This is a genomic window from Bacillus sp. DB-2 (assembly GCF_003315125.1).
GTDB lineage: Bacteria > Bacillota > Bacilli > Bacillales > Bacillaceae_G > Bacillus_A > Bacillus_A mycoides.
Genome location: NZ_QNRN01000016.1, coordinates 136,456 through 156,385, shown reverse-complemented (window position 1 = coordinate 156,385; position 19,930 = coordinate 136,456). Strand labels below are relative to the sequence as shown.

The 19,930-nt window shown below is 33.5% G+C and carries 17 protein-coding genes, 1 pseudogene and 1 riboswitch; of the genes and pseudogenes, 4 read left to right on the top strand and 14 right to left on the bottom strand.

From position 1 onward, the window contains the following. Window positions 1–4: 4 nt before the first annotated feature. On the bottom strand, window positions 5–1,186 hold the full coding sequence (locus DET63_RS24515; RefSeq protein WP_002035026.1) for a NupC/NupG family nucleoside CNT transporter: 1,182 nt from the start codon (window positions 1,184–1,186) through the stop codon (window positions 5–7). Between the two features lie 105 nt (window positions 1,187–1,291). Next, window positions 1,292–1,963 carry a deoxyribose-phosphate aldolase gene (gene deoC / locus DET63_RS24510; protein ID WP_002012110.1) on the bottom strand — a complete coding sequence of 224 codons (672 nt, stop codon included), beginning with the start codon at window positions 1,961–1,963 and terminating at the stop codon, window positions 1,292–1,294. Between the two features lie 156 nt (window positions 1,964–2,119). Here deoC and DET63_RS24505 point away from each other — a divergent pair, with 156 nt between their 5' ends. Further along, window positions 2,120–2,482 (top strand): hypothetical protein, encoded by a 363-nt coding sequence (locus DET63_RS24505; RefSeq protein ID WP_113938135.1) that lies wholly within the window; start codon window positions 2,120–2,122, stop codon window positions 2,480–2,482. A 48-nt stretch (window positions 2,483–2,530) separates the two neighbouring features. Here the strand turns inward: DET63_RS24505 and DET63_RS24500 are convergent, their stop codons facing one another. From DET63_RS24500 to DET63_RS24475, 6 genes are all read right to left on the bottom strand, one after another. Further along, window positions 2,531–3,478, bottom strand: coding sequence for a DNA-binding transcriptional repressor DeoR (locus DET63_RS24500; RefSeq protein ID WP_113938134.1), 948 nt, complete (start codon window positions 3,476–3,478; stop codon window positions 2,531–2,533). 654 nt (window positions 3,479–4,132) lie between these two features. After that, window positions 4,133–5,023: a Vgb family protein gene (locus DET63_RS24495; RefSeq protein WP_113938133.1), complete on the bottom strand. Its 891-nt coding sequence runs from the start codon at window positions 5,021–5,023 to the stop codon at window positions 4,133–4,135. A gap of 115 nt (window positions 5,024–5,138) precedes the next feature. Beyond that, complete coding sequence (locus tag DET63_RS24490) at window positions 5,139–5,534, bottom strand: DUF3224 domain-containing protein (RefSeq protein WP_113938132.1); 396 nt, start codon at window positions 5,532–5,534, stop codon at window positions 5,139–5,141. 551 nt (window positions 5,535–6,085) lie between these two features. After that, window positions 6,086–6,616, bottom strand: coding sequence for a GNAT family N-acetyltransferase (locus DET63_RS24485; protein ID WP_002126830.1), 531 nt, complete (start codon window positions 6,614–6,616; stop codon window positions 6,086–6,088). Between the two features lie 241 nt (window positions 6,617–6,857). Next, window positions 6,858–7,301: a carboxymuconolactone decarboxylase family protein gene (locus DET63_RS24480; RefSeq protein WP_113938131.1), complete on the bottom strand. Its 444-nt coding sequence runs from the start codon at window positions 7,299–7,301 to the stop codon at window positions 6,858–6,860. Window positions 7,302–7,985: 684 nt separating this feature from the next. After that, window positions 7,986–8,936: a nucleoside hydrolase gene (locus DET63_RS24475; RefSeq protein WP_002126827.1), complete on the bottom strand. Its 951-nt coding sequence runs from the start codon at window positions 8,934–8,936 to the stop codon at window positions 7,986–7,988. Between the two features lie 340 nt (window positions 8,937–9,276). On the opposite strand from DET63_RS24475, the pseudogene DET63_RS24470 reads away from it, so the two are divergent. Continuing rightward, window positions 9,277–9,545, top strand: a pseudogene (locus DET63_RS24470) (hypothetical protein). A gap of 243 nt (window positions 9,546–9,788) precedes the next feature. On the opposite strand, the gene DET63_RS24465 reads toward DET63_RS24470, so the two are convergent. The 5 genes from DET63_RS24465 to DET63_RS24445 all read right to left on the bottom strand — a co-directional run bounded on the left by DET63_RS24465 (window position 9,789) and on the right by DET63_RS24445 (window position 16,675). Further along, window positions 9,789–10,415 carry a LysE family translocator gene (locus DET63_RS24465; protein WP_113938130.1) on the bottom strand — a complete coding sequence of 209 codons (627 nt, stop codon included), beginning with the start codon at window positions 10,413–10,415 and terminating at the stop codon, window positions 9,789–9,791. A 234-nt stretch (window positions 10,416–10,649) separates the two neighbouring features. Continuing rightward, complete coding sequence (gene nheC, locus DET63_RS24460) at window positions 10,650–11,729, bottom strand: non-hemolytic enterotoxin NHE subunit C (protein WP_113938129.1); 1,080 nt, start codon at window positions 11,727–11,729, stop codon at window positions 10,650–10,652. Between the two features lie 108 nt (window positions 11,730–11,837). Then, on the bottom strand, window positions 11,838–13,046 hold the full coding sequence (nheB, locus tag DET63_RS24455) for a non-hemolytic enterotoxin NHE subunit B (RefSeq protein WP_113938128.1): 1,209 nt from the start codon (window positions 13,044–13,046) through the stop codon (window positions 11,838–11,840). Between the two features lie 37 nt (window positions 13,047–13,083). Next, the gene (gene nheA / locus DET63_RS24450) at window positions 13,084–14,244 is read right to left on the bottom strand and encodes a non-hemolytic enterotoxin NHE subunit A (protein WP_002135640.1); all 1,161 of its coding nucleotides are present in this window, start codon (window positions 14,242–14,244) and stop codon (window positions 13,084–13,086) included. Window positions 14,245–14,848: 604 nt separating this feature from the next. Next, on the bottom strand, window positions 14,849–16,675 hold the full coding sequence (locus tag DET63_RS24445; protein ID WP_044440488.1) for an APC family permease: 1,827 nt from the start codon (window positions 16,673–16,675) through the stop codon (window positions 14,849–14,851). Window positions 16,676–16,819: 144 nt separating this feature from the next. Continuing rightward, window positions 16,820–16,966: riboswitch (cyclic di-AMP (ydaO/yuaA leader) on the bottom strand. Between the two features lie 139 nt (window positions 16,967–17,105). Between DET63_RS24445 and DET63_RS30815 the strand changes: the two genes are divergently transcribed. Then, a complete protein-coding gene (locus DET63_RS30815; RefSeq protein WP_002086273.1) occupies window positions 17,106–17,234 on the top strand; it encodes a hypothetical protein in 129 nt (42 codons plus the stop codon). Window positions 17,235–17,297: 63 nt separating this feature from the next. Here the strand turns inward: DET63_RS30815 and panE are convergent, their stop codons facing one another. Continuing rightward, entirely contained in the window at window positions 17,298–18,230 is a 933-nt protein-coding gene (gene panE, locus DET63_RS24440; RefSeq protein ID WP_113938127.1) for a 2-dehydropantoate 2-reductase, read from the bottom strand. Between the two features lie 176 nt (window positions 18,231–18,406). Between panE and DET63_RS24435 the strand changes: the two genes are divergently transcribed. Beyond that, a complete protein-coding gene (locus tag DET63_RS24435) occupies window positions 18,407–19,888 on the top strand; it encodes a hypothetical protein (RefSeq protein ID WP_113938126.1) in 1,482 nt (493 codons plus the stop codon). Window positions 19,889–19,930: the final 42 nt, after the last annotated feature.

Here is a 19,930-nt window from a genome sequence, read left to right as displayed (position 1 = left end):
TCTGTTAAAATAATAAGCCAACGATTGTTGCTGATAAGAAACTTACTAACGTTGCACCGAAAAGTAATTTCAAACCAAATCTTGCGACTACATTCCCTTGTTTTTCATTTAAGCTCTTAACTGCCCCAGCAATAATTCCAATTGAAGAGAAGTTTGCAAATGAAACTAAGAATACAGATATAATCGCTGTCGTTCTATCTGAGAAATTAAAGTTTCCTTGTGCTAAATCTGTCATCGCAACAAATTCATTTGATACAAGTTTTGTCGCCATAATATTCCCTGCGTTAACTGCTTCATGCCATGGAACACCCATAATAAATGCAAATGGTGCAAATACATAACCAAGAATTTCTTGGAATGAGATACCGATTACACCTTTAAATACTGCATTAATGAATGCGATAAGGGCAACGAAACCGATTAACATAGCTGCTACTGTAATCGCAACTTTAAATCCATCTATAATGTATTCCCCTAATACTTCAAAGAATGTCTTTTTCTCTTCTTCTTGTACTTCTAACATATCTTCTTCTTCAGTAACTTCATACGGGTTAATGATAGAAGCAATAATGAAGCCACCGAATAAGTTAAGCACTAAAGCGGTTACAACATATTGCGGTTTTAATAACACCATATATGATCCAACGATAGACATAGATACTGTAGACATTGCAGATGCACATAATGTATACATTCTTTTCTCTGGCAATAATCCTAGTTGTTTCTTAACTGAAATAAACACTTCAGATTGTCCTAAAATCGCAGAAGCTACCGCGTTATATGATTCTAATTTCCCCATTCCATTTACTTTACTTAATACTAGACCGATAGATTTCACAATAATAGGTAATACTTTAATGTGTTGCAAAATACCTATTAAAGCTGATATAAATACGATTGGCATTAATACACTTAAAAAGAATGAAAACTCTTTTTGATTTACTAATCCACCAAATACGAAATTCACACCATCAGCGGCATATTTTAATAATTCTCCAAAACCATCTGCTATTCCACTAATTAATATATTCCCTACGCTTGTATTTAATAATAAAAACCCCAAAATGAATTGTAATATAACCATCGTTATGATTGGGCGATATTTGACTTTCTTTCTATCATTACTAGCAAGCCAAGCGATACCTAAAATCAATACGAGGCCTAAAACACCGATTAAGTATTTCATAAGCCGTCTCCTCCCATTCGTATCCGCTTACATTCTTTTCAATTGTTAAAGCAATAGATACACTTTACTTTAAACGTGTATCTATTGCTTTTCACACTTTATTGATTAGTAGTTATCTGTAGCACCTTTTGCATCATTTAATACGATTGCAACACTAGCACTTGCTCCAACGCGAGAAGCTCCAGCCTCTACCATTTTGTCTGCATCTTCACGTGTACGAACGCCGCCAGATGCTTTCACGCCAACGTTTGGTCCAACTGTTTTACGCATTAATGCGATATCTTCTGCAGTTGCTCCGCCAGTTGAGAATCCAGTTGAAGTTTTTACGAAATCAGCGCCAGCTTTTACTGATAATTCACAAGCACGAACTTTTTCTTCATCTGTTAGAAGGCAAGTTTCAATGATTACTTTTACAAGAGCTTTTCCTTTTGCTGCTTGTACTACTTCATAAATATCTTTTTCAACGAACTCATTGTCGCCATCTTTTAAAGCACCTACGTTGATTACCATATCAACTTCAGTTGCACCTTTTGCGATAGCATCTTTTGTTTCGAATGCTTTTGTTTCAGTAGTGCTTGCTCCTAATGGGAAACCGATTACAGTACAAACGTCTACATCATGTCCAGCTAATTCTTCAGCAGCTAGCTTTACCCATGTAGGATTAATACAAACTGAAGCAAATTTGTATTGCTTTGCCTCTTCGATTACTTTCATAACATCTTCTTTTGTAGAATTTGGTTTTAAAATTGTATGGTCAATTAACTTTGCAATGTTCATTATCTTCACTCCTCATATCTTTTAACAACTTCATTCTAACTCTTAGTTGAACAAATGTAAATACACTTTTGAACTTTTGTTCATTCTTTTTCAGAAGGGAATTTCTAGTAATACATTGAAAGTAGTATAAGCTTGTAAATAAAGGATGTGAACCACTTGTTTAAGTCAAAATTCTTTATATTCACATTGCTAGTATGCACCTCACTATCCATATTTATTTTTTATAAAAGGGATGTTATTTTCCAAGAAGGAAACCCAGTTCCATTTGCTTCAGCTATGTCTAAGATGGTTATTCAAGATAAAGAAATGGTGGAAGTAGAACCGATAGATAATCAATACCCCTACTTAGTAAAGCGCGGAAAAATGGAACCTTTTATCGATATGATGGAGCAAGATGGATGGAGTTTTGTAGATAGAGATATTATGGCTAACTCACTAATTTTTGAAAAAGGAGATCAATCAAAGAGCGTTCCTTACAAATACTTTACAAGGTACTACACATTGATTTATTCATACTAAAAATAAAAGGCTTTCTCAAAATTAATATTTTGAGAAAGCCTTTTATTTCTAACCTTTTTGATAATGTAACAATTCTTTCGCTGTATGCTGATCTATAATTAGTACATTTGCATACCCGCCACGTAACGCACCGTCAATTGCTTTTATTTTTCTATTACCACCTGCAACTAAAATAGAACGTTTCTTTAACTTTAACTCTTCTAACTCAATTCCAATTGTACGCTTATTAATTTCTTCACTACTAATATTTCCATCTCCGTCAAAGAAACGTGAACAAATGTCACCGACTGCTTGTTTTTTCAGTAAGCTAGTTTCATCCTTATCTAAATATCCTAATCGGAATAATAACGCTTCATCACGCACTGTTCCGACAGTAAAAATTGCAATATTCGCTTGTTTTCCCATTTCAATAATGTGATGAATATGTCGATCCTGCTCCACTAATTCTTTTGTCACCGCATTATCAAATATAACTGGAAGAGGTAGATTTCTTGGCGTCGTTTGAAAAGCATCTGCAAATAACGCGATCGTTTCATTCGCATATGTATTTACACTTGAGTGACTAATGCCACCTTTTAACTGGACAACCTCTACACCTTTCACATGTTGCGGTACGATTTTTCTAGCGATTTCATACATCGTCATTCCCCAGCTTACACCAACGATATCACCATTTTTCACTGTCTTTTCCATATACTCAGCTGCATATTTACTAATATACTCCGTAATCGTTGCATATTCTGGTACTGGAGAAAATACGACATGCGCTTCTAACAGGTTATACTTTTCTTTAAGTAAGTTCCCGACGTTATCTAAATCAGCAAACGGATCAGCTATACTAATTTGAACAAATCCTTTTTCTTTCGCGTACTTTAATAATCTTGAGATTGTCGGTCTTGAGATATTTAATTTGTTAGCAATTTCTTGCTGACTATAATCTGATTGATAATATAATCTTGCAACTTCAACGCTTAATTGTTGTTTATCCTTATCCATAGTAACTCATTACATATCCTTTCCTGTATTTCCTTTTCGTTACAAGCATTATACAGCTTTATGCAAAAAAATTCGACTCCCTTATTTATCAACCTAAACTTCTACTCCACTTAGGATTTACAATGAAACTTTTATTTTTTAGCTTCATACACTCGATACAAATGATCTTGAATCAGATAAAGTGAAACTTTAATCAGTGGGGGTTTTGTTCATCCCCCACTGATTATTAGCCCTCACCAATCGGGCTTTTACGGGCAGTCCGACTCCCACCTAACTCCCTCGTATTCGCCGAATTTTGAGGTGGGAGTCTTACTGCCCGCAAATAGCGGGATAAATCGATTCATATTTAATTCATTCTTTTTGTTCTTTCTGTAGTAACAATAACAAACATTAAATATCGTTTATGGAACTTCCTTAACGTACGGTAAAGCCAAGTTTTTTAATATAGAAATTCCTTAGCGTGCGAAATTCACGTTTTGATGGCGAGACCCCATCGCCATCAAGCTAAAATTTTATAGTACCCCCAGAACGAAATTTTGTGCTACTTGTAACAAAAAAGCACATTTTTTCGTTTTGGGGAGCAACCAAATTCTTAACTTGATGGTGATGGGATATTTACTTTTCTAAGCTTGATAGCGATGGACGATATCCCTATTACGTAATGATTGTTAGACGTCCAATTTGATTACACTCTTCAGCGAACCAAAGATCGCCATCCGGACAAAACGTGATACCATGTGGCTCTGCATTATTTGTAGGTATCGTATATTCCGTAATAACTCCTTCAACTGTAATACGGCTGATTTTGTTACCTCCCCATTCTGTGAACCAAAGATCTCTGTTATTCCCAGGTATTATGGCATGAGGACGAGCGTTCGGCGTCGGTATAACAAATTCTTTGATCTCACCTTCGAACGTAATTCTACCAATTTTATTGCCTATGATTTGCACAAACCATATTGCTCCATCTGGGCCGCTCGCAATTCCAACTGGCCCGGAGTTGGGTGTTGGGATTGGATATTCTTTGACCTCACCTTTAGTGGTTATTCTCCCAATCCTATTGTTCTGATTCTGTGTAAACCATAATGCACCGTCTGATCCCAGAGTAATAAAAGAGGGAAATGATTTGGAGTTAGGCAATTCAAACTCGGTGATTTCCCCTGACTTTGTTATTCTTCCGATCCTACCATTATTCATTTCTGTAAACCATATTGCTCCATCTGGTCCTTCCGTTATGCCAAAAGGTGCGGCGTTCGTTGTAGGGAGTACATATTCTTCAAAAAGACCGTTCATCGACATTTTACCGATCTTGCTTGAGTTATATTCCGTAAACCATAAGTCACCGGTCTGGTCCGAGATAATTGACATAGCTCCTGCATTTGCTGTCGGAATGGGAAAAGAATTTATTTCACCAGTAGCATTTATTCTACCAATTCGATTCCCTTTCTGTTCCGTAAACCACAATGCTCCGTCTTTTCCTACGGTTATTCCATATGGTCCTGAATCTATTTCATTGACCACATATTCTTGTATCGTGATCCTCATATCATTTCCTCCCATTGAAAATTTTGAGTCTTGTTTTTCGGTATAATTTAGTTTAAAAAAGGACATTCCTGGTATTACAGTGGATGCCCTTTTTGCTAAATTATAAGATATTTTGTTAGAATTCAAAGTCTAGAATCATTTTACTGGTTTGACCTGTAAACTTATAATTATAGGACCCTTTCAGGCTTTCTAATTCACCAGTAGCTTTGATGATTATTGCAGGGGAATCTAGATTTCCTTTATCAAATATCCCTTGCTCTATAGCTATAAATGTCCCTCGTTTTCCCTTATAAATTCCTTCGAAATGTAAAAATCCAGAAATTTTAGCAGTAGCCAAGTGACCATCATCTATAGTTGATTCTAAATAATATAATAAATATTCAACAAAAGCTTTTCCTTTTAATTCACCGTCAATATCATATTCGACATGGGCAATATTAATAGGGAAATCTTTTCTAGTGTCATTGACTGGCTTTTCATCCCATTTACTTACTGTAAATGTTACTTCCATACGCGTAAACCTCCCTTCATCATTAGATGAGTAATCTACCTCCAGTATATCACCTAAAAAGTACCATCAATAATTATATCTCATAGGAGTGTTTCTAAAGTAACGGATGCTGCTGGTAAGACCCTGTTAAGAGCAAAAGACGACTTATTTTTTGTTCTTCTTATATGACATTGAAAGTAAATTTTTATTTAACAGTTTACTTTCATTTTTATTAAAAAAGAACACGTAGAAATTACTACATGTTCTTTATGAGACGGTTCATTTTTAAATATTACGTATCTTCTAGATTTTTCTTATTATATAGTTGTGTCCTTCTATTTCTTTTCCCTCATTTCAACAGCAAAGTTCATGATCTCTTCCTCTGTTAATTTTTCTTCAGTGGTTAAGATCGGACGGATTACTCTATACGTTTCTTAATTATTTCAATTGTACTAGAAATTGTGAATTAAAAAAGAGAGCCGTAGCCCTCACTTCCAATTAATAGCAATTAAGGATGCTTCGAGGGTATTTAATAGTCTACATTTTAAGGAATGTAGGCTAAGTAATATAAGTTAATCTGTTATTAATTTTGAATAAATACTTAGATCAATAAACTTTTCATTAGATTTTTCACACTTTCTCATTGTCCCTTCGAATGTAAAGTTTAACTTTTGTAAGACTTTTATTGAATTGATGTTTTCAGATTCAACTTTTGCTTCTATTCTATTGAATTCTAAAGTACTAAACGCATAATCCATTAAAGAGAGAATGGCTTCTGGCGCATACCCCTTACCCCAAAAAGCTTTACTAATATCGTAACCAATTTCTGCTTTGGCGTTTTTGAAATCAAATGAATTATAACCACAAGAACCGATAATTTCATTTGATTCTAATTCAATTATTGAATAACGAATAGCTCTGTTTTCCCGAGATAACTTATCAAGCATTTCAATCATATCTACCGCTTGGCTTTCATCAGTAAAACTATTGATATTCATAAATTTTGTAACTTCTGGATCCGCCCAAATTGTAAACATGCTAGCTGAGTCTGATACTTTCATTTTTCTTAAAACTAATCTTTCGGTTTGTAGTTCTGTAATCAATATTTTTACCTCCATTATGTTTTTATTTTGGGGTCAAGATATTGATATCTGCGCATAGTTCAGTCCCTTCGTGTTTCAAGATAATATTATTATAAAAGCTATAAAGGATGAACCAATAAATTTCAAAAATTTGGTTATGTTACAGTTTATGATAACTGCGTAATAAAGAAAAATGAAACAATTGTATTGTGATTTTTAAACATCTTTAATTTTATTCTTATTTACCGTTCGTTGAGAGCAATTATTTTTTAGTTGCTGTATTTCCCATTGCAATAGAAATTCTATTCCAACTGTTGATTTGATTAATTACCAGAACAAGGTCAATATATTGTTTCTCGTCATAGTGTTCACGTACTCGCTTATATAGGTCTTCAGGAACTCTTTTAGTGGGAATTAGAGTAATATGCTCAGATAGTTCAAGAGCAACTTTCTCTTCAGGTGTATAAAAATCACATTCATTCCAAGCATTCAAGCAATAAATTCGTTGTTCGGTTTCACCTATCTTACGGGCATCTGATGTATGCATATCCATGCAGAAAGCACAACCGTTAATTTGAGAGACTCTAATCTTTATAAGTTCTCTAGTAATTCGATTAATTGTAGATTTCTTAGTGTACTTCTCCATATCCATCATAATTTTCATGCCATCAGGTGCAACATCATAGTAGGAAATTCTTTGACTCATAAGGCAAGACCTCCTTTGATTTTAAGATACTTATAATTATACCTTCATACGAACATTCGTGCTATTTTTTTGTTTGTAAAGCATTCGAAATCAAAGAGAATTTCAGTTATAGACAGTGTAATTAGTTGTTTCATGGTACGTAAATATCGCAAATGAGTAACCGTATTTTCCAAACAAATATTTTCACTTTTTAATTACTTTATTATTACCGTCAGAATAAATTGAATAACTCTATTAATTTTTAAATGATTTTATTATAAATGAAACAATTTTATTATCACCAAACAACTACATAATTTTGATCAAACTTTATTCGAAAGCTACAGTGTTTTTATCTTCCTATAGTTATTTATGGGGATTTAGTTAATTTTTTCGTTTTGGAGAACAACTAATTTCTTAGCTTGATAAGCATGTGACGAGGCCCCCTGCCCGTCAAGCTAAAGTTTTAATGTACCCCAAAATAAAAATTTTCTTTCACTACAGTTAATTACTTTGAGAAGTCAGCGGATTTTTTCATTTTAGGGGGATTTTGTTTTGTTAGCTTGATAGTGATGGGATACAGCCAACATTTTGGAAGTTTTATATGCTAAGCGAATTTTAACCTAAAAAAGTCGAATTCCTGTACGTTAAGTGAAGTGGCATTTCATTCACATAATCCCTATTATCTGAAGTTAATAAAGTCTGTTACACTCTCTTCTTTAAAAACGTTTCCATAATATCCTTCTTGAATCTTTTATAATCAAGCTGAAAAGCTACATTATGCGTTTTATAGCCTGGATTAGTAGCAAAACGAAAGTCTGCAATACTTTGACCAAATCCTTCTCCTTGATCAGGAATTACTTTAATGGGTACTCTTGAAAGGCCAACAGCCTCTTGATTCAGCAAATACCACACTGTTACAAAATCATGCATAGGGCTTCCACTTATACCAGGATTAGACTTGGAGTAGAATTTATAATAATAGTCTAACATAGGTTTGATGATGAGTCCTGCAAGATCCTGTGTATTCCGATGAAATGCATCGATTTGCTGGACCATTTCGGGTGTAACAATCGCATGTTGAGTCACATTTAAAGGAATAATTGTCAAGTTCTTTGCATGCTGCAGAATTAAGTTTGCTGCATAAGGGTCTGAGTAAAAGTTAGCTTCAGCCACAGCAGTTACGTTACCTGGATAGAAAAAAGCTCCCCCCATGCAAATACATTCTCTTACGTTTCGCATTGTTTCTAAATTCAACACAAAAGTCGTAGCTAGCGAAGAAAGTCTTCCTAAATTGATAATTGTAAGATCTTCTAAATTTGATTCTATAATTTGATAAATATCATTTAAAGGATAAACTGGATATGAAATTTCAGGGGGAATGATAGGTCCTAATCCGACTTTTCCATGTACCTCAGGGAAATACTGAATCAATATACCTGTCAACGGTACAGAAGCACCAAGGAATACGGGTATCTCTTCTCTTCCCGCAATGTACTTCAAATAGTTAATATTTCTTATTGCATTTTCTCTGGATACATTTCCATAATCGGCTACAATTCCTACAAGTTGAATGTCTTTACGAAAAAAAGTGTACAGTATAGCAAACGCATCATCAATCCCCAAATCTGTAAACAGGAGAACCTTTTTTTTCATATCTCTTCCTCCAAAATCTATAGAATCCTACTTTCACTAATGATGTAGTGATCAGACTAAGCTTGTATGTATATATTTTATGTATTCTTAAAGAGTGGATTCTATTCACTTGAAATAGCTTTGCTCATCTAAATTTGATATTATGTTCAAGCGTAAGTTTCTGTTCTTAAGTTCATAGGCATGGTGTGCTATCCCATGCCCATCAACTTAAGAATTTTTTAACACCCCAAAACGAAAAAACAAGTTAAATTCTCATAGATAACTATCTTATAATTAATTATATAATTTATTTTTTAATATAATAATATAAAGATATTACTCTTAAAAGGGGGGATTCAAATTGGTTAAAAACTTACCTTTATACTAATAGTTATTTTAATACTAGATGTAAGTTCTTCTACATTAAGTACGGACGGATACTTTTCTCCAGTTATAGAATGGTCTTTAATGATTATAAGTATTATTTTAAACATTACTGCAGTTATAGGCTTATCACTACACGTCTTTGTATATCAACCTATGAAAAGATTTGAAAAAATTAAAATGAGATCTTCAAATAAAATAATTATATTTGAGGTAACACCACCTCGCCATCGAGTGTTGATTTAGAAAAAAGTTTAATTATAAATATTTTATGATATTCAATAAATTTAACTTATAAAAATATTTTTATTCTTATTCAACTATCCTGCCCCGTTAGTTTAAGTACATTTCTTCACAATTTTTACAGTGATAGTAACATAAATACCCAACAAAAAATCATCTCACCTCTAGAAATCTATAATGGTAGTTTTAGAATAAGTGAATAAGAGAAATAACCACCATTGATTATTTCTCTTTTCATATACATATTTATTTTTGGAAAAATAACCTAACTCCAAATGCTAATAATACTGTACCAGTAATACCCTCTATTGTACGGTTCACTTTTTCTTTTCGTAAAAAAGTTCTTAATTGACGTATTAGTGAGATATAAAGTAAATACCATATTGCTGTCAAAGTCGTAAATGTGAGTCCTAACAACAGAAATTGGAAGAGATGACTTTGATTGCTCACAATAAATTGGGGTAGAAAACTTAGGAAAAATACAGCCGTTTTCGGATTTAAGATTGCCGTGGTAAATCCTTGTCTAAAACTTTTAATCGTACCAATATCCTTAGAGTTCATTTCCACTGAACCTGACATATCTTCTTTTTTAGAAAAGGCACTTTTAATTGACTTTACAGCTAAGTAAATTAAATAAAAAGCCCCAGCATATTTTATTAATGTAAATAACATAGAGAATTTCATTAGGATAGCAGAGAGTCCTAGTGTAGCCATTATTGTATGAATCATCATTCCAGATACCGTTCCTAAGACGGTCCTTATCCCACCATTTCTACCATGCGAGATAGTGTTTTTTGTAACTAAGGCAAAACCGGGACCAGGCATTATTATGATTAAGATTGCTGTGAGGATAAATAACAAATAATTTTCCATGTTCTAGTATTTCCTTTCCAATTTTTAGTTTTGCCTATAGTATAGCTTTTTTACTTAAAATATTAAATATAAAAAGCGTGATCAGGAGTTTATCGAGGTTATTAGTATCAATTTGACCAAACATTATCCTAAAGTTACATTGATAAAACAAACGGCAAACTTATGGGTAAAATTACAAGCTCGGCTCTCACAAAAAACGGGATAAAAAAATAAACAGCGGAACTAGTCCACTGTTTATTTCGTCACACCCTCATGTAATTTTTCTGTATAATCTTTTACATCCTTCCAGCTATCTTTCGCTGTATTTAAATCTTCTTTTATAAAGGTAAATTCTTCAGGGCTGATTCCTTTTACGTTTTGTAGTAAATTATTATATTTCGCACCTACCGTATACCACTGATTTGATATGTTTTGCAGTGCTGTAATTGCTGCATCAATTGTTTCTGTCATATTAGTCGTTTTATTTTTCACATCTGTCAAAATTGCCACTTCTGCTTGTGCTCCTGAAATTCTATTCTTTAAACTGGCTATTTCTCGTTCTGCATTTGCAATATCTTTTTTTGCGATCGCAATCATCGGTCCGCCCGCAAGACATGTTATTAGTGCTACGCAAAGTACGCCACCAGCAATGACCATGTCGTTACTCTTTTTAATCGAATCGTTATATGTATTTATTTGTTGCTCTAGAGCTGGAATACCAGCATTCGTACTCGCCAAAATCGAGGTTAATTGATTCGTATCCTCTTTAAAACTATTTGTGTCTTTCGCCATTCTATCGCGAAAAGCTTTCAAATTCCCTAATAGTACATCTACCTCATTTTGATTCTTTAAAATATCCGCATACAACTTTTCTAAATCCGCTTTTAATTTACCGCTATCCTTTTGATCAATCGCTGCTAACATGTCATTATAATACGCTTGAAAAGTATTATTGTAATTAATAATATTTTGATCCGTTTTCATAATTTGAGGCTTCATATTATTTAACCAATACGCCGCATTAATTTTTGCATCTCTTTGATGCTGAATCATATTTCCTTTAAACTCACTATTAATTGAACTTATTTTACTCAAATCAGTCTCTTGCTGATTTTGAATTAATTTTGCATATGAATCCATTGCGAATATGCTCGATGTCGTTTGCGCCATTACATCTTGGAATCCTGCTGGACCGAGAGAATAATTTTTTGCATTTTCTTGTAATGTTTTTACGTTTTGTTCCGCTGCAAAAGGATGTAAAGGAAGTGCATTACTCGTTGCCACCCCAGCAATCATGATCGTTAAAAGACATTTTTTATAAAATCTTTTCTGCATACTTTTCACCCATTCTCTTTATAAGGATATAAAAAAGCTCCTGCTCACAACTGAACAGGAGCTTCAACTCATTCATCAATACTTAACGCTCTAACGATTCGTATTCGATTATGCTTTTTTCGTATCTACTACTTTAATATCTTCAGCATAGATTTTTTCTGCATAGTCTTTAATGTTCTTCCAGCTATCTTTCGCAATGTTTAAATCTTCTTTAATGAAAACAAGGTCATTTGGACTAATTGAATCTACATTTTGAAGTAAAGAATTGTATTTTGATCCCATTGTGTACCATTGATTTGAAATGTTTTGCAACGCTGTAATTGCTGTATCAATTGTGTTTGTTAAATATTCAGTTTGTGTTTTAATGTTCGTTAGTCCTGCCACTTCTAATTGCGCAGTTGTAACTTGTCCTGTTATCTTTTGAATTTCTGCCTGTGCATTATCAAGCTCTTTCTTCGCTAAGACGATTCCTGCAGTACCACCACCTACTGCTGCTGTTCCACCTGCAATTAATGCGATTCCTAGCGGAGTTCCTGCTCCCGTAGCAATTACAACCGCACCACCGATAATTGCAATTGGGCCTAAAGCTGTCGCAACAGATGAACCGATAATAATTGCATTATATTTACTAATTGCTTCATTATACGTTGTAATTTGATTTTGCAGAAGCGGAATTCCAGCATCTTGACTAGCCAAGATAGATGTAATTTGATTTGCATCTCCCTTGAAATTTTGAGTATCCGACGTCATTTTATTTCGGAATTTCTTTAAGTCTTCTACTAACTTATCTACTTGCGCTTTATTTTCAGTAATACTACTTGATAATCTAGTTAGACCTTTCGTAAGAGTTGCTTTATCCTTTGCATCAACCGCAGCAACTAAAGTATCATAATAGTTTTGGAATTTCGTATTGTAATTAATGATATTTTGATTTGTTGAAATAAGCTGTGGCTTCAATACATCTAGCCATTGTTGTGCATTCCCTCTAGCTGTATCTTGATGCTGAATCACTTTACCTTTTAAAGATGTATCAACTGACGTTACGTTCCCAAAGTTAACATTACCTTGTTTAATAATTGTTAAAGCGTACAGATCCATTACTAAAGCGTTAGAACCTGTTCTTTCCATCGCATCTTTAAGGCCTTCTGGTCCTAATGAATATTCGTCATAATCATTATATGCTTTTGCTACTGCATGAATTGGAGCTTGTTTCACTGTACTTTCAGCTGCATACGTATGGGCCGGCATAATATTCCCTGCTGTAAATACTGCCATAAGTGCTGATAGAGCCATTACTTTATAAGGTTTTTTTGTCATTTTTCTTCTCTCCCTATATCGCTAATTATTTTTCTGTTTAATGTACTTCAACGTTTGTAACGTAATCTTCAAATTGATTTGTTTGCTTATTCATTTCATCACTTACTTTTTTAAGTTGATTGAAATGTTTTTGAAGTAAACTACTGTCTGTATACGTGCCTTCTTCAATATTTGTTTGAATTTGGATCATATTATTATTTAAAACTTTCCAATCCGTTAATAACGTTTCTAAAGTTGTAATTTGGCGATCAATTAGTTCTGTAAAGCTACTTACTTGATCTTCAACAAATGTAATTTGAGTCGCCTCTAATTCAGTTTGTGATAACTTCTGAATAAGCGGTAATAGCTCTTTTTGCTTTTGTTGAATACGAAGAGCTGCTTCCCTCGTTTGACTATCTGCAGCATTTACAATTTCATTACTTAAAGTACCGATAGAAACAAAGTCGATTGTTTTCGTTTGTGCAGTTTGATTTGTAATTGTAAATACTTGTTTACCGATATTAATAGAACCTTTAATGATTTCTTGCGGTCTATTCAAAATAGTAGTTAATTCAGCTTGAATTTCCCCTTGAATTCTTTTAATATCTTCTCTTAATTTCACAATATCTCCACTTGATCCTTGAAGTGTTTTTATTGCCTCATCAGCTTTAATTGATAAGTTGTTACTATCTTTGTCTAATACCGTTTTAAATCGATTTAACTCTAATAAATCTTGCTCCATACTCTCTTGAATGCTTTGGACTTGCAATTGTAATTTTCCATATGCGTTTGTAAAATCTGCTTTTGCCTGTTCATCTTCATTTACTTTTCCTGCTAGTTCATAGAGCTTACTATAATAACTATTAAATCTTGTGCTGTATCTCATCATTTCTTGATTTAAGTCGATTAGCTTCGGATTATATTCATCAATCCACTCTCGTACATTCGTTTTTGCAAATTTTTGATGATTCGTTAAACTACTCATAGCGTTTACCTTAATGTCTGGCTGTTGCAAAATAACTAATCCGTATGCTTGGATAAGCGGTGACTGTGACCCTAACATTCTAATTGAATTGGATAATGTATTTGGAGCAATTACATTTTGCGCATATACTGTTTTCACTTCTGTTTGCCCCTCCTTAGCGTAAGCGCTTACAGGAACGAAGCAACTCGTAGATACTGCTGTAACCAATAACCCTGTAATTAAAGTCTTTTTCACTTTAACTCCTCCTATGTATTAGCAACTATTACTATCGCATTTTATTATTCTATTTTCTTGCAATTGATTTGAGATGGTTAAAAATAGAGAACGTTCTCACCGTGAGTCATGTACGAACCACCTCTCTCAAACTTTATTTCTACAGTACTTACTTATTGTTATAAAACAATTCATAACTTTTCATATGTGCTTAGTATGAATAAATCTGTATAAATTTTCTGTTTTATTGCGAGTTCCACATTCACACAGTGAATATATTACATGAAAATATTATTCATTTTAAACTAATTAACGTATGAAAGTATGAAATTTCGTTTTGTTTTCATGTAAGTTTTGTACTGTAAGGTCATTTAAACACAGCTATTTATATAACGTAAAGAAGTATTTTAATTCCCTTTATTTTCAAGCTCTCATGTCCTTATCCCAAAATAAAATTCAATTCACTTTCTCGATTAAACTATCTATATACCACAACAGAAAACACTACATATTCATAATCATTAAAATTATACTAATATACTTTTTAGATCCATATGCAATTATGCATAGCATATACACAAAAAGGATAACTTCACTTTCGTGAAGTTATCCTTAAAAAATTTCCTTACTTTTTCAAATGATACGGTACTGTCGTAATAACAACATTTCTTTTATAGAGTAAATACGCACGAATGAGTAAACTAGACTGATTATGAAGAATGTTATGCCAACCTTTTTTCGGAATAAACTGTGGTATAACGACCGTAACTCGGTAATTTGATTCACTCGCCTTATATTGTACTGTATCAATAAATTTTGTTAGCGGCTGAATAATACTTCTATAATGAGAATGTAATGTAACAAGCCTTACTTCAGGTTGCCACTTCTCCCATTTCTCTTCAAATTTCTTTTCCTCTTCTCTGTCAAAAGCAACATACACAGCGATAACTTGATCTGCAGAAAGAGCTTTAGCATAGTTCAGTGAATTTTCTACTACATGAGTCATACCTGCTACAGGAACGACAATTACATTCCCTTCAATCGGAACAAGTGGTTCACAAGTTTTTAAACTTAATTGATCCCCCACTGCATCATAATGCTTCTTTATTCGATGGAACAAGAAGATAATGGCAGGTAAGAAAATAAGGATCGACCAAACTTGTGCGAATTTAGTTAAAAAGAACATACTCATTACGATAAAACTAATGACTGCACCAATTAAATTGACCGTTAATCTTAAAGCCCATCCTTCAGGCTTTTCACGAAGCCATTTTAGTACCATTCCAGTTTGAGAAAGTGTAAACGGAATAAATACCCCTACTGCATATAGCGGAATCAAGTGTTCTGTTTTTCCCTGAAAAGCTACAATTAAAATAATCGAAGAAATCCCAAGTATAATAATACCGTTTGAATAACCTAGGCGGTCTCCTCTAATCGTAAACATTCTCGGTATAAACTTATCTTTTGCAAGGTTAACTGCTAATAGCGGAAATGCAGAATAACCTGTGTTAGCAGCAAGAATTAATATTAAAGCTGTTGTACCTTGAATGAAATAGTACATGAAATTACGTCCAAATGTTTGTTCAGCAATTTGTGAAACAACTGTTACTTCCTTACTTGGATTAATTCCGTAATAATAAGCTAAAAAGACAATTCCTGAAAATAAAACTGCAAGTAATGCACCCATCGCAAGCAATGTTTTCGCTGCATTGTTAGGTGCAGGATCTTTAAAGTTTGGAATTGCGTTAGATATCGCCTCAACACCCGTTAAAGCAGAGCTTCCTGAAGCAAATGCTCGTAACAGTAGAAATAAACTAATTCCCGCAACTGGTGTTCCAATTGGCGAATGTAGCGTGGGTGAAACGTGACCAGTCAAAATATTATATATTCCTACACCAATTAATATAAATAATGCTACAACGAATAAATAAACCGGATATGCTAAAACGGAAGCTGATTCCGTTACACCTCTTAAATTTAAGATGGTAATCAATATGACAAATATAATCGCAATGATTACATTATGTGCATGTAAGCTAGGAAAAGCAGATGTGAGCGCATCTGTACCCGCAGATACACTTACTGCAACCGTTAAAATGTAATCAACTAATAAAGATCCTCCTGCTATTAAGCCTGGATTCATCCCTAAATTCTCTTTTGATACAACATATGCCCCGCCGCCATGAGGGTAAGCAAAAATAATTTGTCGATAAGATAAAATAAGAGCTGTCAATAATACTAATACCCCAATAGCAATCGGAATGGAATACCAATAAGCTACTGCTCCAAGACCTGCTAAAGCAATTAAAATTTGCTCTGGTCCGTATGCAACCGATGACAATGCGTCAGAAGATAAAATTGCTAGCGCCTTCGTTTTATTAAGCTTTTGCTCTCCTAACTCAGTTGATTTTAACGGTCTTCCAATTAAAAACCTTTTGATAGATGAAACCAACGCTGTCCACTCTCCAATAATTTTGCACGAATTTTTCTGCTAATTACAGCGGATAAACTATTTCTTCAGAAAACAAAAAATGTCTACAAGCCATAATGAAATAGACTTGTAGACATTATTTTTTTTGTCGCACAAGCTCCACCTTCCTTCTCAATATAACGCTTACGAGGTTAGCTGTCGGATTCGGGCCTATGAGTAGCCCTACCTTTTTCAAGGATTCACCCCATTGGATTATGTACTAATCCATAAGAACGGGTCCCCCGCACCATGCGGCTTCAGCGATTTAGAAAATTGAAACTGTGGATTATAATACTCCTTTATTTTCAAAAAGTAAACAAAAATTTTAAAAAAGAAAAAAATTAAAACGATTGCGCATAATCCACTGAAAAATATACATAATGAATACTAAAAATCCACAAAGGAGACCCGTATGTCTAAAGAAAAGAAGCCACTTTTTTCCGATTCATATTTAGATGCAGTAGCAAATGAAATTAATCAGCTATATGGTAAACGTGAAAGAGAACGAAATACGACAGATAAACCGAAAAGAAACGAATAAATTGTCAAAAAGAAACAAAAAAAAGGATAGCAACATTTATATTTTGCTATCCTTTACTCTTTTTCATACCATTTCTTTAGTAAAAATCATTTTTTCATATACCTTTAAATTTTGATACACAACACTTAATAAAGGCACATCTATAGACATTTCCTCTGCTAATTTCAATAAGTATCCTTGTAAATGCTTCCCTTCAATGAGCGAACCTTTTTCCATATCCCGTTGCATAGATGACTTCATATCATACGAAATTTTATCAATCGTTTTCATATGTTCCTGGGCGATATTGTCCTTAACTGGAGCCCCCATAGATTTCATGATTTGCACTGATTCTTCAAATAAGTTCCTAATAAATTCTCGGCCTCCATCACTCTCACGAATCGGTCCTATCGGCGCACGCATTAATGTTGTCACACCTGACATTACGGTGATAAATAAATATTTATGCCACATATCTTGCACAATATTTTCACTTAAAACAAAACTAGCTTTTGTATCTGCAAATATTTTAGAAATAAGCTTTATTCTCTCTGAATCTTGAGGCTTAATTTCCCCAAATACAAGTCTGTTGGCAACACTAGTTTGTACGATTTCTCCTTGATCGTTTAACGTCGTCTCGATAAAGCATAAACCGCCAATTACTTTTTCCACGCCGAATTCCTTTTGTAATAGTGTTAAATGAGCGATACCATTTAACACTGGAATTATTACTGTATTCTCTCCTACAAATGGTTTCAAATCTGTTATTGCCTCGTTTAGGTGATACGCTTTTGTTGAGAATAAAATCACATCAAATGGAGTGGTAATATCTTCTTTCGTTATTAGCTTCGGTTGAAATGAAAAATCGCCGTTAATACTTCGGATAACAAGACCTTTTTCCTCTAATTGTTCTTTCCGTTTACTACGTACGAGAAAAGTTACATCTTCTCCCTTTTCGGCAAGTCGTCCACCAAAAAAACCTCCAACGCCTCCAGCTCCTAATACTAAAATACGCATAATACATCCCCCTTTTCAAAACACAATTCTACTCCTTTTAGTATACATAACATTATACATGTCACCTAATAAATAAGCTGAATTTTCATTCTTAATTATATAAAAATCCCGTGGTTATTTTTTAGCAGATTAGGGCATGTTGTTTCTATAGCTTACATTGAAAGGAAACAATATAAATGGAGGCAATACAAACGATCGAAGAAAAATATGTATCAACAGCTATTTTTCAATTTATTTTCCCATTTTCGTTCAAAAGTGGATATGAACAAAATATGTTCCCTTTCTTACAAAAAAATGATTTCCGGCCCTTTCGACTCGATCATCTTGAAGATGAAAATACATATTACGGGGAGTTTCATGTTTCACATCAAAATATGGAAGCATACTATCTTTCATTTACGAATAAAATTCTCTTCCCTCATTCTGAGCATCAAAAAGGATTACAGCGCTATTCTAAAGATCTCAATTTAAACGGCCATTTAACAACAAATCTTATCTCTGTCCCATTCACAGTGCACTCAATTGATGTAACACTTTGTCCTTATGAACTTGGGTTTCTAACAATCCGAACAGAAGTTAACATCTCTCCAAATATGACATTATCAGAAGCAATAGAATTCGCTGCACGATTCCGCGTACTTGAAACGAGAGATGAAATGGACGAAAGCATTTGCATAACATGTGCGGGGAAAAAATATTCCCAAGTTGAAAAGTTCATTTTCGGTTATTTATTTAACGGTTTAACAGATTTTTTTGAAAAGAAAAGATTAAGAAGTTCTTACTTTCAAACTTTTCCTTTTTTTGAAGACCAAAGAATGTACGTGCAAACTTTGTTATCGCTAAAACAACATATGGAACTTAACGTTATTGATGTTTATCGTACTTCCAGTCTTTCTGGATTAACAAGTGATGGTAAACCGTATGTAAGTGCGAACAATCTCCCTTATATAAATGATTACTTGAAACAGCACGCCTATCAAAGGTGGGCTCCTAATCGTTATTTCATAATGGAAGAACATATTTTCACATGTATTACGAACGAAGATGATAATAAAATAGCTAAACTTGCTAGCCAAATGTATGGGGAGTTTTATTACGCTTTATTATTAAACTTATTCCATAAAATTGTATTGTTAAAAATGGCAAACGCTTATGCTGAACTAAATATTGAACAAGATACAAATGAGATAGAAAAGTTAATTTACTCTATTAATTCGTTTACAGCTAATTATTTTTCTTTAGAGTTAGTATCTCAGTCACAAAGTGAAGATATTTTCTTTCGTTTAAGAAAACTTTTCAATATTGAAATACTGTTCACGAATGCGAAACAAAATCTTGATGGCTTGTTTAAATATCAAGAAAATGTTGCATCTAAAAAAGATAGCCTTTTATTATTAATTTTAACTCTCTACTCTGTAGTGGGCCAAATGTTTGGATTTACACTAATTGATCTTATAGGAAAAAAAAGTGAGGGGCATGTAGTTTCTTATACTCCTCTTGAATATTTCGCCCTATTTTTATCTATTAGTGGGATATGTATATCTCTAATTTTAGGTGCTCACAGTTTATATCAATGGGCGATGCAACATAAAAACCGAAAAGCATGGGTAAAACAAACTGTACTTTCTGCCGTTAAAGAAAAAGAAGATAAGAATTAAAGACGATTATTTTCAAATTACAAATTCATGGCGCGCTTCAGT

Excerpts from the sequence above, each read along its gene's own strand:
- DET63_RS24490 (WP_113938132.1), bottom strand. The coding sequence starts at position 5,534 with ATGGAAGTAACATTTACAGTAAGTAAATGGGATGAAAAGCCAGTCAAT.
- DET63_RS24495 (WP_113938133.1), bottom strand. The coding sequence starts at position 5,023 with ATGAGGATCACGATACAAGAATATGTGGTCAATGAAATAGATTCAGGA.
- DET63_RS24480 (WP_113938131.1), bottom strand. The coding sequence starts at position 7,301 with ATGAGTCAAAGAATTTCCTACTATGATGTTGCACCTGATGGCATGAAA.
- panE (WP_113938127.1), bottom strand. The coding sequence starts at position 18,230 with ATGCGTATTTTAGTATTAGGAGCTGGAGGCGTTGGAGGTTTTTTTGGT.
- DET63_RS24475 (WP_002126827.1), bottom strand. The coding sequence starts at position 8,936 with ATGAAAAAAAAGGTTCTCCTGTTTACAGATTTGGGGATTGATGATGCG.
- DET63_RS24515 (WP_002035026.1), bottom strand. The coding sequence starts at position 1,186 with ATGAAATACTTAATCGGTGTTTTAGGCCTCGTATTGATTTTAGGTATC.
- deoC (WP_002012110.1), bottom strand. The coding sequence starts at position 1,963 with ATGAACATTGCAAAGTTAATTGACCATACAATTTTAAAACCAAATTCT.
- nheC (WP_113938129.1), bottom strand. The coding sequence starts at position 11,729 with ATGCAGAAAAGATTTTATAAAAAATGTCTTTTAACGATCATGATTGCT.
- DET63_RS30815 (WP_002086273.1), top strand. The coding sequence starts at position 17,106 with ATGTCTAAAGAAAAGAAGCCACTTTTTTCCGATTCATATTTAGATGCA.
- DET63_RS24465 (WP_113938130.1), bottom strand. The coding sequence starts at position 10,415 with ATGGAAAATTATTTGTTATTTATCCTCACAGCAATCTTAATCATAATA.
- nheB (WP_113938128.1), bottom strand. The coding sequence starts at position 13,046 with ATGACAAAAAAACCTTATAAAGTAATGGCTCTATCAGCACTTATGGCA.
- DET63_RS24435 (WP_113938126.1), top strand. The coding sequence starts at position 18,407 with ATGGAGGCAATACAAACGATCGAAGAAAAATATGTATCAACAGCTATT.
- DET63_RS24500 (WP_113938134.1), bottom strand. The coding sequence starts at position 3,478 with ATGGATAAGGATAAACAACAATTAAGCGTTGAAGTTGCAAGATTATAT.